The 12490-nt window shown below is 39.8% G+C and carries 11 protein-coding genes; all 11 read left to right on the top strand.

Going from position 1 to position 12490, the window contains the following annotated elements; genetic code table 11:
- The first annotated feature begins 32 nt into the window (after window positions 1-32).
- On the top strand, window positions 33-515 hold the full coding sequence (rbfA, locus tag FFU37_RS10120; protein ID WP_002958487.1) for a 30S ribosome-binding factor RbfA: 483 nt from the start codon (window positions 33-35) through the stop codon (window positions 513-515).
- Window positions 499-1458 carry a tRNA pseudouridine(55) synthase TruB gene (gene truB, locus FFU37_RS10115; protein ID WP_002958489.1) on the top strand — a complete coding sequence of 320 codons (960 nt, stop codon included), beginning with the start codon at window positions 499-501 and terminating at the stop codon, window positions 1456-1458. Before rbfA ends, truB begins: the two co-directional genes overlap by 17 nt.
- A 153-nt stretch (window positions 1459-1611) precedes the next feature.
- Window positions 1612-1881 carry a 30S ribosomal protein S15 gene (rpsO, locus tag FFU37_RS10110; protein WP_002958490.1) on the top strand — a complete coding sequence of 90 codons (270 nt, stop codon included), beginning with the start codon at window positions 1612-1614 and terminating at the stop codon, window positions 1879-1881.
- A 621-nt stretch (window positions 1882-2502) separates the two neighbouring features.
- Complete coding sequence (gene pnp, locus FFU37_RS10105; RefSeq protein WP_138489412.1) at window positions 2503-4629, top strand: polyribonucleotide nucleotidyltransferase; 2127 nt, start codon at window positions 2503-2505, stop codon at window positions 4627-4629.
- 141 nt (window positions 4630-4770) lie between these two features.
- Entirely contained in the window at window positions 4771-5649 is an 879-nt protein-coding gene (nlpI, locus tag FFU37_RS10100) for a lipoprotein NlpI (RefSeq protein WP_002958493.1), read from the top strand.
- Window positions 5636-6811, top strand: a complete 1176-nt coding sequence (locus FFU37_RS10095; RefSeq protein ID WP_138490028.1) for a hypothetical protein — start codon at window positions 5636-5638, stop codon at window positions 6809-6811. The genes nlpI and FFU37_RS10095 overlap by 14 nt, the downstream gene beginning before the upstream one ends.
- A gap of 215 nt (window positions 6812-7026) precedes the next feature.
- Window positions 7027-9819, top strand: a complete 2793-nt coding sequence (locus tag FFU37_RS10090; protein ID WP_024603510.1) for a monovalent cation/H+ antiporter subunit A — start codon at window positions 7027-7029, stop codon at window positions 9817-9819.
- On the top strand, window positions 9819-10172 hold the full coding sequence (locus FFU37_RS10085) for a Na+/H+ antiporter subunit C (protein ID WP_138489411.1): 354 nt from the start codon (window positions 9819-9821) through the stop codon (window positions 10170-10172). The genes FFU37_RS10090 and FFU37_RS10085 overlap by 1 nt, the downstream gene beginning before the upstream one ends.
- Entirely contained in the window at window positions 10169-11686 is a 1518-nt protein-coding gene (locus FFU37_RS10080) for a monovalent cation/H+ antiporter subunit D (protein ID WP_138489410.1), read from the top strand. The genes FFU37_RS10085 and FFU37_RS10080 overlap by 4 nt, the downstream gene beginning before the upstream one ends.
- Window positions 11686-12222, top strand: a complete 537-nt coding sequence (locus tag FFU37_RS10075) for a Na+/H+ antiporter subunit E (protein ID WP_002958499.1) — start codon at window positions 11686-11688, stop codon at window positions 12220-12222. Before FFU37_RS10080 ends, FFU37_RS10075 begins: the two co-directional genes overlap by 1 nt.
- A complete protein-coding gene (locus tag FFU37_RS10070; protein ID WP_007378493.1) occupies window positions 12216-12485 on the top strand; it encodes a K+/H+ antiporter subunit F in 270 nt (89 codons plus the stop codon). The genes FFU37_RS10075 and FFU37_RS10070 overlap by 7 nt, the downstream gene beginning before the upstream one ends.
- Window positions 12486-12490: the final 5 nt, after the last annotated feature.

The raw sequence follows: 12490 nt of genomic DNA, 5'->3' as shown, positions 1-12490 counted from the left end.
TTTCAATAAGTTATGATTTTAGGACAAATGCAATGAGAGAATTTTCTCGCACTGATCGTGTTGCACAGCAAATCCAAAAAGAAATTGCTGTAATTTTACAACGCGAAATTAAAGATCCACGCTTAGGTATGGTGACAGTGTCAGCGGTAGAAGTATCGCGTGATTTATCTTATGCCAAAATTTTCATCACTGTGTTTAACACACAAGATGAAGATGCAGCTAAGCAAAGCGCTAAAGTACTTAATGAAGCAACGGGTTATATTCGCTCGTTACTTGGTAAGCGTATTCGTGCTCGTATAATGCCTGAGTTAAAGTTTGTAGTTGATAATTCACTGATGGAAGGTATGCGTATTTCTAATTTAGTGGATTCTATTATCCGCGAAGATAACGCAAAGCATGTCGATGAAGATGTAGAAAGTGTTGATGCTGATATTTCAGATAGTGAACAAAGTACTAAGCACGTAGAAGATACAGATAGCGAAGAAGGCACTGATACAGATGGCAAAGCGCAGTAAAGGCCGTGCAGTTGACGGTATTTTGTTGTTAAACAAACCGCAAGGCATTTCATCAAATAAAGCTCTGCAGCAAGCGAAAGGTGTTTATTTTGCACAAAAAGCTGGCCACACTGGGGCTTTAGACCCGCTTGCTACAGGTATGCTGCCAATTTGTTTTGGTGAGGCGACTAAGTTTACGCAGTTTTTACTCGATACAGATAAAACCTATATTGTTCGTGCAAAACTGGGTGAGCGTACAACGACATCAGATTCTGATGGCGAAATCGTAAGCACGAAAGATGTGAATGTGACGCGTGAGCAGTTAACAAAAGAAATTGCAGCTTTTGTTGGAGAGTCAGATCAATATCCATCAATGTACTCAGCACTTAAGTATCAAGGTAGACCATTATATAAATACGCACGAGAGGGTATTGAAGTCCCTCGTAAATGCAGAAAAATAAATGTGTTTAGCTTATCGTTTGACGAATTTGATGAACAAAACAACGTATTACAAATGACGGCTCATGTATCAAAAGGGACGTATATTCGTACAATCGTTGATGATTTAGGCGAAAACCTAGGGTGTGGCGCACACGTTATAATGCTTCACAGAACTGCTGTTGGTCAGTATCCGGCAGATAAAATGGTTTCGCTTGATGAAATTGAAGCGTTGCTTGCTAAAGCGAAAGCAGAAGAGCTTGCGCCTTCTACTTATTTAGACTCGTTGTTATTACCTATAGACACTGCTTTAACTGATTTACCTGTTATTGAAATTTCGAAAGAGCAGGGCAAAGTATTTAGTCATGGGCAAGCAGTCGAGTTACCTGAAGCTTTACCTGAGGGGGCAATTAAAGTTGTTGCGGATGGTGTGTTTATTGGTACTGGCGAGCGCAACTCAAGTGGCCATTTAAAGGTTAAACGTGGTCTTGCTAGCCAGCAAGATGATTACGTAAAGCCTGAATAAGCAATTAGTGTGCCCAGCAGTGGCTTATTAGTTGTAGATGGGAATAATTAACTTGTAGTTATTCCCACAGTTGGTAGAATACGCCGGCTTAATCGTTTTGGCTGAATTAGTGATCGGCTAAGACACCTTTTAAATTTAATTTTTGGAGTTACTATGTCACTAAGCAATCAAGAAAAAATCGATATCATTGCTAAATTTGCACGTGCAGAAGGCGATACAGGTTCATCAGAAGTACAAGTAGCATTACTTACTTATGATATCAACAAGCTTCAAGGTCACTTTGCTGATCACAAGCATGACTTCCACTCACGTCGTGGTCTGCTTCGTAAAGTAAGCACTCGCCGTAAACTACTTGATTACCTTAAAGGTAAAGATATCACTAGTTATACTGCACTAATCAAAGAACTTGGCCTACGTCGTTAAGAACTAGATTATAGAAATGGGAGCTTTTTAGCTCCTTTTTTTGTGCCTAAAATTTGTGTTTGAAAATAAAACAAATATATAAACTTATTGAATTATATTATAAAACTCCTATTTCATAGCTTATCAAGCATCGTTGTATTTACCCGCTCATTAGCCCAGCTTAAATCTAGTAGCTAGTGTGTGTTGACCTTTCGTGATTAATTTTGCAGCTGTATGTTTGGTCTTTAGGCAAGGCAGCGCCTATGTAGTGTGGTTATTCCCCCATAAATAGGCGATAACGCAGCATAAATGCCAAACATGCGCTGCCCTGCGGTTTCATCCTAGGGGCGATTAACTCTTTGTTGCTCGATTTTTACTTAGCCCACTAGGTTACAAATCTCGCGCCGTGATTAAATCGCCCCTAGATTGAACAAATTTCAATCCACAAAGATCAACACACCCTAGACTCGCATTTTGAAGTAGCTTTGGTATATACTATGCGCGTAGGTAAAAAGGTTTATCTGCAATTATTCACATCATTGCCAATTGTAGTACTTAATTGATTTCCAACTGAATACAATTATGTACTGTAATTGGTACTTTGATGACAACTTATTAGAATACATTTAAGGAATATTTTAAGTGCAAGCAATTATTAAAGAATTCAAACTAGGTCAACATACAGTGACTCTAGAAACTGGTGCAATCGCTCGTCAAGCAGACGGCGCTGTACTTGCAAGCATTGGCGACACTTCAGTTTTAGTAACTGTTGTTGGTAAGCGTGAAGCACAACCTGGTCAAGACTTTTTCCCACTAACAGTTAACTACCAAGAGCGTATGTACGCTGCTGGTCGTATCCCTGGTGGTTTCTTAAAGCGTGAAGGCCGTCCTAACGATGGCGAAACTCTTATTGCACGTCTTATTGACCGTCCAATTCGTCCACTTTTCCCAAGCGGCTTTGTAAACGAAGTACAAGTTATTGCTACTGTTGTTTCTGTTAACCCTGAAATCCAACCTGATATGGTTGCGATGATTGGTACTTCAGCAGCACTTGCTATCTCTGGTATCCCGTTCAGTGGTCCAATTGGTGCATCTCGTGTTGGTTACATCAACGGCGAATACGTACTTAACCCTACATTAAAAGAGCTTGAAGAAAGCCAACTTGATTTAGTGGTAGCCGGTACTGATAAAGCGGTGCTTATGGTTGAATCAGAAGCTAACGTACTTGCAGAAGACGTAATGCTTGGCGCTGTTGTATATGGTCATGAGCAATCTCAAGCGATCATTACTGCAATCGAAGAATTTAAAGCGCAAGCAGGCAAGCCTACTTGGGATTGGACTGCACCTGAGAAAAATGTTGCACTAGAAGCTAAAGTAGCAACTATTGCTGCTGAAAAAGTAGGCGCAGCTTACTTAATCACTGATAAAGTAGCGCGTAAAGAAGCTCTTGGTGAAGCTAAAGATGAAGTTGTTGCAGTATTAACAGCTGAACTTGCTGAAGGCGAGTCTTTAGACAAGCAAGAAATTGGCAAAATCTTCGGTTCACTTGAGAAGAAAATCGTTCGTGGCCGTATCGCTGCTGGCGAAAAACGTATCGATGGTCGTGAACCAGATATGATTCGTGCACTAGACGTAATGACTGGCGTATTACCGCGTACTCACGGTTCTGCTATCTTTACACGTGGTGAAACTCAAGCGTTAGTAACAGCGACACTTGGTACAGAACGTGATTCACAGTTAATCGACGATTTAACTGGTACTCATAAAAACCACTTTATGCTTAACTACAACTTCCCTCCATTCTGTGTAGGTGAAACTGGTTTTGTTGGTTCTCCTAAGCGTCGTGAAATCGGCCATGGTAACCTTGCTAAGCGTGGTATTTCAGCTGTAATGCCTACACTTACTGAGTTCCCTTACTCAATCCGTGTAGTATCTGAAATTACTGAATCAAACGGTTCTTCTTCAATGGCGTCTGTTTGTGGTACTTCTCTAGCACTTATGAACGCGGGTGTACCAATTAAAGCATCTGTTGCCGGTATTGCGATGGGTCTAGTTAAAGAAGACGATAAATTCGTTGTTCTTTCTGACATTTTAGGTGATGAAGATCACTTAGGTGACATGGACTTTAAAGTTGCTGGTACTGCTGCAGGTATTACTGCACTTCAAATGGATATCAAAATCGAAGGTATCACTCAAGAAATCATGCAAATTGCGCTTAAACAAGCAAAAGCTGCACGTTTACATATCTTAGAAGTGATGGATGAAGCGATTTCTGCTCCTTCTGAAGAGCTATCAATGTTTGCTCCTCGCATATACACAATGAAAATCCCACAGAAGAAAATCGCTGAAGTTATTGGTAAAGGTGGCGCAACTATTCGTCAGCTTACTGAAGAAACTGGTACCACGATTGAAATCGGTGACGACGGTACAATTAAAATTGCCGCTACAGATGGCGAAAGTGCAGCTAATGCAATTAGCCGTATTGAGCAATTAACAGCTGAACTTGAAGTAGGTACTATCTACGAAGGTAAAGTTGTACGTATCGTAGACTTCGGTGCGTTTGTAAACATTCTTCCTGGCAAAGATGGTCTAGTACATATTTCTCAAATTAGTACTGAGCGCGTTAATAACGTGGCTGATCACCTTTCTGAAGGTCAAGAAGTTAAAGTTAAAGTACTAGAAGTAGATCGCCAAGGCCGTGTACGTCTAAGTATTAAAGAAGCAATGGAATCAGCAGCACCTGCAGCTGACGCGCCAACTGACGCGTAATTGCTAACTTATTAATCTAGTTATATTAGCTAGATAGTAAAAAAGGGGCTGTTTAGCCCCTTTTTTTATGCTTTAATGAAACCTTATTGGACAAGGTCTGTCTTATATTAATCGCGATATATCTTGGTATTAAGGATTTTAATGATACTCAAACATTTAGCTTTGGCATCTTTTGCTATTTTGTCTTTAAGCGCTTGCCAAACTACAACAGAATCAGAACCAACCCCGATTGTTAATGTGCCATTTACTGCACCTTTAGCTTCTGACTTTAGAAGTGAAATTGCTATTGCACGCTACTCAGAGCTATTAAATAGAGCCGACTTAAGCGAAGAACAACAAGCTAAACTTTATTACGACCGTGGTGTACTTTTTGATAGTCTAGGTATGACAACTCTTTCGCGTATTGATTTTAATCGCGCAGTAAAGCTTAAGCCTGATTTAGCTGAAGTGTATAATTTTTTAGGTATTCAACATACGCTTATGCAGCAGTATGAAAAAGCCTATGAGTTTTTCGATTCTGCCCTAGAGCTTGATGAAGAGCATGAATACGCCTATTTAAATCGTGGTATCGCACTGTATTACGGCGACAGAGCAGGCCTTGCTAAAAATGATTTTAATGAATTTTTAGCTCGCTCTCCAAAAGATCCGTACCGAGTTTTATGGGTTTATTTAGCACAAGCACAAGAGGATAAAGCCGTTGCGCTTGATGCACTTAAACAAAATGCCACTGCGCTTGATGAATCACAATGGGCGTACCAGTTAATTTCTCTTTATACGGGTGATATGAGTGAACATGCATTTTTATCTGGCATTAGTGATGGTGTTAGAACTGAGCAAGAATATGCGCAGCGTTTATGCGAAGCTTATTTTTATTTAGCTAAAATGCATCAGGCAGCAGGTGAGCTGTATTTAGCATCAGACTACTTTAGGCTTGCGCTAGCAACTAATGTACACGAGTTTATTGAGTACAAATATGCGCGTTTAGAGCTTGAGTTGATGCAAGGTGTTGACGCAAGTTAAGCGTTTTAAATTAATAGGTGTATTACTATGTTGTTTGTTAATTACAGGCTCGAGTAATCACCTAGGCGCTATTGGCTTTTGGCATGTTTTAAACGCAAAAGCTAATGTGCTACAAAGTTATTGGAAATCACCTGGTTATTTTTCTGATCACTTAGAGCAGTTACCAAATACTTCTTTAGCTATACTCGCCCGCAGTAAAATTTCTTCAGCCCAATATATGTATTCTCTTAAGCTTATTAAAAACAGTCAGAGCGATACTGCAAAACAATTTTGGCTCTCCGCTATAAATGACTTAACAATCCCAGAGCGTAAAATATTAGCAACAAAGTTACTTGAGCACTCACGTTGGGGCGATTTAAAGTTACTCGCTAGTAAAAATAAATTACCAGCAGGGGATGTGCTAAATCATCTAAAACTTCAGTTAAAAACACCACAGAGTAAAGTATCTAGTGAGTTTATCCACGCTCTCGGTTTTTCATCTTTAAGAAATATAAGCAAACCTAATAAGCAATGTATGTTTAACGTGCTGGCTATGAGCGATCATCGTAGTGGCTTATATAAACTCACCGAGTTTATTAATGCTTATAATAAACAGCCAGAGCCCCGTGAAAATATTTTTTGCTTTTCAAAACCAGTTTACGTTGCAGGTATGCTTGAGTGTAAAAGTAGCATTAATCAAATAGCAAAGTGTGACTGGCAATCAGCTAAACTCAATAACCAGCTTCCTAACAATTTTGATTTTATAGTAATGATGCCAAAAGATGGAACGGCTAATGTTACTAAAGGAACAATGCTAATAAACTCAAAAGCAAAATACAGTGTGTTTTTGCATGAGTTGATGCATTTTAACGGTTTTGAAGATGAATATGCGTTACCTAAAGCTAAACAAGCATGGTTGTGTGCAAAAACGGGTTTTGTGGCACCTAATTTATTTATTTCTCATGATGAGTCGCCCCCAATAGGCTGGCATAAAGCAAAGAGTTGCCAGATAGGTGGTGTTGCATATAAACCTAGTGAAAATTGGTCTATTATGCAATATCAGCAGTTAGGGCTCTCGGCGCAGTATAGAGAGATTTGGTTGAAGCATTTAGATATGACCAATGGTAATTCTTATCGCCACTCCAGCGCGCTTACATTTGCAAATAAGGCCATATTAAATTAACAATTATCAGTATTAATTAATTGTTTTTGTAGGCTTAATAAATTGTTAGTTCATGTTTAAAAAACACCCATACAGAACCGCTTTTTATAGACAAAATCAGTGTTTTTCAGTATAACTATAGTCATTAATGTCGTTTAAAAACAGGCAGTAAAAGCATCCCTTAGTATTAAAAAGAGATGCCCTGATAAACTTATGATTATAAAAGGCCCTACATTATGACTTTGCTCTGGATACCCTTGTTATCCTTAATTGGCAGTGTTATTTCTGCATGCACAGGTAAGTTATCCCGCAATTTAAGCACTAGTTTAACGGCTCTTGCGCCTCTAACGGCTTTGGGAATAACTTTATACCATGCACCTGCAGTTTTAGCGGGCGAAACCATTCGTTACTCTTTCGCTTGGATCCCGTCAATAGGGCTCGACCTATCCCTGCGGTTAGACGGCCTCAGTTTATTGTTTATGTTTATGATTTTAGGCATAGGCTTGCTCGTTATTCTCTACACGCGTTACTACCTCAGTGCCAACGACTCAATGGCTAAGTTATATAGTTATTTAATGCTGTTTATGACCGCAATGCTTGGCATTGTTATGTCTAACAATGTTATTCAGCTGTGGTTGTTTTGGGAATTAACGAGCATCAGCTCATTTTTATTAATTAGTTTTTGGTGGCATAAGTCTGAAGCGCGAAAGGGTGCTCGTATGGCTCTTGCTGTAACAGGCGCGGGCGGCTTAGCGTTACTTGCAGGCTTAATGCTATTAGGTGATATTGTTGGTAGTTATGACCTAGATGTTATCCTAGCGAGTAAAGCGATAATTCAATCTCACGATTTATACGAAGTAGCATTAGTATTGGTGCTATTGGGTGCGTTTACTAAATCGGCACAATTTCCATTTCATTTTTGGCTTCCTCATGCAATGGCAGCGCCTACGCCAGTGAGCGCGTATTTACATTCTGCAACCATGGTAAAAGCCGGTATATTTTTGTTAGCACGTTTTCATCCGGCTTTAGCTGGCACTGATACGTGGTTCTTACTTGTTGGATTAACAGGTTTAGCTACGCTGTTGTTTGGTGCTTACATAGCATTATTCAAACACGATTTAAAAGGATTGTTAGCCTACTCAACAATAAGCCATTTGGGTTTAATAACGCTATTACTCGGGCTTGATACTGAGCTTGCGACTGTTGCTGCTATATTTCATATAATTAACCATGCAACGTTTAAAGCGTCGTTATTTATGGCCGTTGGTATTATCGATCATGAAACAGGCACGCGCGATATGCGTAAATTAAATGGTATGTGGCGATACTTACCATACACTGCAACGCTTGCAATGGTCGCGGCGGCTGCAATGGCAGGGGTTCCATTACTTAATGGCTTCTTGTCTAAAGAGATGTTTTTTGCAGAAACGCTGCATCAGCAAGTGCTTGGTTCTATGTCGTGGTTAATTCCAGTACTGGCAACGGTTGCAGGCGCATTAGCTGTTGCGTACTCCGCACGCTTTATTCATGACGTGTTCTTTAATGGTGAACCAATTGATTTACCTCGCACGCCGCACGAACCGCCACGTTATATGCGAGTACCAATAGAAATATTAGTTGTGATTTGTTTGCTAGTGGGTATGTTCCCACACTTTACAATTGATGGCATTTTATCTGCGGCCTCTTTAGCTGTACTTGGAAAAGAAATGCCAGTTTACGAATTGGCTATTTGGCACGGGTTTAACTTGCCTCTATTAATGAGTGCAATGGCGATTGCTGGCGGTTTATTTATTTATATTAATCGTAAATATTTATTTCAGTTTCAAGCGTCATTACCACCTTTAAACGCTAAAAAAACCTTTGAACGTGTAATTTTAAGTGTTGTTGCTTGGTGTCAGTCAAAGGTAAGCAGTATCGAAAATGGATCGCTGCAGCGCTACCTAGTAATTATGTTAGCGGTAGTCTTACTGTGTGCCGGTTGGCCATTATTTGAAATGCAACAACTTGCCGGCAGCATGCCACTCACTCCTGTTGATGTGCACAATGCAATTGGTGCGGGCTTATTGATTATTGGTGCTCTTGCTACCGTTATTTGGCATCGCTCTCGAATGGTATCGTTGTTAATGCTCTCAATCGTAGGGTTAATGGTATCGGTTGTATTCACACGCTTTTCTGCTCCTGATTTAGCACTTACACAGCTAACTGTTGAGGTTGTTACTATTATTTTACTTATGCTGGCATTGTTTTTCTTACCCCAGCATACGCCAAAAGAATCAAGTTCATTACGCGTACTTCGAGATTTAGGAATTGCCTCTACGTTAGGTGTAGTTATAGCGAGTATCTGTTATGCATTACTTACACGTCCATTAGATTCAATCTCAGACTTCTTTATTGCTAACGCTAAAATTGGTGGCGGTGGTACTAATGTAGTTAACGTTATTTTAGTCGACTTTAGGGGCTTTGATACGCTTGGTGAAATTACCGTATTAGGCATTGCCGCATTAGGTATATTTAAAGTACTTTCTCGAATCCCATTATTTATGCCAGCAAGTGACAGTGAAGGGCGCCCATGGGCACGAGAGCGCCATCCAATATTACTGGCGAGTATTTCACAAAGTTTATTACCGCTTGCGTTATTGGTTTCTGCATATATTTTCTTACGCGGGCATAACTTACCTGGTGGTGGCTTTATTGCTGGGTTAGTAACATCAATCGCGTTTATTTTGCAATACATGGCGCATGGTACAGCATGGATAAACGGACGTTTTGATGTTAATTATCGCAAAATTATAGCTTCAGGCATTGGTATTTCACTGTTCACTGGTGTGGGTAGTTGGTTCTTTGATAAGCCATTTTTAACAACTTGGTTTGACTACTTTGATATTCCGTTTGTCGGTAAAACAGAGCTTGCCAGCGCGATTGCATTTGACCTAGGTGTTTACTTAACTGTTGTAGGCGCTACGTTAATGATTTTAGCAAGCTTAGGTAATATGACGGCAGATACCCAGAAAAAAGAGGTAAATATTTAATGGAATTATTGTACGCATCTTGCGTTGGAGTATTGGTCAGTTGCGGTGTGTTTTTACTGCTAAGAGCTCGTACGTTCCCTGTAGTACTTGGGCTTACTATGATTTCATACGCTGTTAACTTATTTTTATTTTCAGCAGGTCGCCTTACTATTAATAAAGCGGTAGTACTTGGTACTGGTATAGAATACGCCGATCCATTACCTCAAGCTTTAGTGCTTACAGCTATTGTTATTGGTTTTGCGATGACCGCATTCGTGGTTATTTTGGCAATACGTGGACGCGCCGATTTAGGTAGCGACCATGTTGATGGTTATGTGCCTAACACCTCGGCAGATAATAAGGAGCAAAAATGATCCAACATTTAGCTTCGCTACCTATTTTATTACCTATGCTGACGGCCGTTATTTTATTGCTGCCGCCGTGTGGTAAAAGCGTCAAAATTCGCCGCTTAGTTTCAATTGTAATGGCAATAGCTACTTTTGCCATTAGTGTGCTTTTACTTGTACATGTTAATAATACAGGTATTAACGTTTACGCTATTGGTAATTGGTCTGCACCATTTGGAATAGTCTTAGTAGCCGATATGTTGTCTACCTTATTGGTTACGTTAACTTCATTTTTAGGTTTGGGCGCTATTTTATATGGTAGTGCTGGCGATGATGAAAAAGGCAGCTTTTATCATCCACTTGTCCACTTTTTAATATTGGGTGTAAATGGTGCGTTTTTAACTGGCGATTTATTTAATCTATTTGTATTTTTTGAAGTGCTACTGATTGCATCTTATGCATTGTTAATGCACGCAGGTGATAAACAAAATACTCGCGCGGCATTGCAATATGTAATATTGAATTTAGTTGGCTCAAGCGTATTTTTAATTGGTTTGGGTATTTTGTACGGTGTGCTTGGTACGCTTAATATTGCAGACATGACGCAAAAGGTATCACTACTTACAGGTGATGATGTATATCTAGCAAAAGCAGGCGGCTTACTACTATTAATAGTATTTGCTTTAAAAGGCGCACTATTACCTCTGCATTTATGGCTTCCAAATACTTACGCAAGTGCTAAACCTGTGGTTGCTGCATTGTTTGCGATTATGACCAAAGTAGGCGTTTACGCCATGCTTCGTGTTTACACTGTGATATTTGGTGAACAAGCCGGAGCGCTTGAACACATGGCGCAGCCTTGGCTTTGGGGCTTAGCAATTGCGACCATTATAGTAGGTGCAATTGGTGTGATGGCAGCGCAAGACTTACGTAAACTCACCTCTAACTTAGTATTAGTATCGGTAGGTACGCTGGTTGCGCTAATAGCATTGCAAAATGTAAATGCCACTGCTGCACTTTTATATTATTTAGTACATTCAACACTTGTTAGTGCCGCACTATTTTTACTAGCAGACTTAGTTTCAATCCAGCGCGGTAAAGTTGGCGATAGACTAGTAGCTGGTCGCTCTGTAAAACAGCCATTTTTATTAGGTGTATGCTTTATTATTGCGTCCTTAACGGTAGTTGGTATGCCACCACTGTCAGGCTTTGTAGGTAAAATTTGGATACTTAAAGCGACATTAAATAGTGAGCAAGCTTTACTATTTTGGCCAGTATATTTAGTAACAAGTTTTGCGTTGTTAGTAGCGCTTTCGCGCGCTGGCACAACTTTGTTCTGGGAGCATAGAAGCAAAAATAGCGAAAATGCCGATTGTGCAAATGCACACCCGTTGCAGGTAACAGTAATTATAGCTTTACTTGCATGTTCGCCATTGCTCGTTATTTTGGGCGGACCAATAAGTGAATATATGCTAAATGCTGCTACTCAGTTACATGATCTAAGCGGCGGTATTAATGCTGTACTTAAAGGAGGCATGTGATGAGATTACAAGCCCGTTTTCGTTGGTTACCAACGCCATTTCGTAGCTTATTTTTGTTTATGGTTTGGTTATTGTTAAACAATAGCGTATCGGTAGGGCACTTAGTATTAGCGACTATTTTTGCGATACTTATCCCTATTCTAAGTTTTTCGTTTCGAGACCCTCAGCCACTGATTTTAAAGCCAGGCTTGGCGCTTAAGCAGTTACTTATAGTGCTGTACGATATTGTTGTTGCAAATTTACAAGTGGCTTTACTTATACTTGGACCATCAAAAAAATTGCGTCCGGCCTTTATAAAAGTTCCTATAGATTTAACACACGACATGCCAATTACTATATTGGCTAGTTGTGTATCGCTTACACCTGGTACTGTGAGTGCAGAGGTTTATCCAATTGCTGAGTCGCTACCTGAAGGTGAAGAGCCAACGCAACGCTACTTACTGATACATGTGCTTGATCTTAAAGATGAAGAAGCACTTATCAAACAAATAAAACAACGCTACGAAGCTCCACTAAAGGAGATATTTCAATGTTAGATACTGTATTACTCATTGTTTTTTCGATGATTGGCTTATCATTATTGCTTAATTTATGGCGATTGATCATCGGTCCGTCAGTGCCTGACCGTGTTTTAGCACTCGATACTATGTACATTAACGTCATCGCACTGATTATTTTATACAGCATTAGTATGGATACAGGGCTTTATTTTGAAGCTGCACTGCTTATTGCCATGCTAGGTTTTATAAGTACGGTTGCAGTGTGTAAGTATTTACTACGTGGCGATATAATTGAATAAGGTGA

The organism is Pseudoalteromonas distincta, from assembly GCF_005877035.1.
Taxonomy (GTDB): Bacteria; Pseudomonadota; Gammaproteobacteria; order Enterobacterales; family Alteromonadaceae; genus Pseudoalteromonas; species Pseudoalteromonas distincta.
Note: the sequence above shows the minus strand (reverse complement) of the source record. Positions and strands in the feature narration are given on the sequence as shown.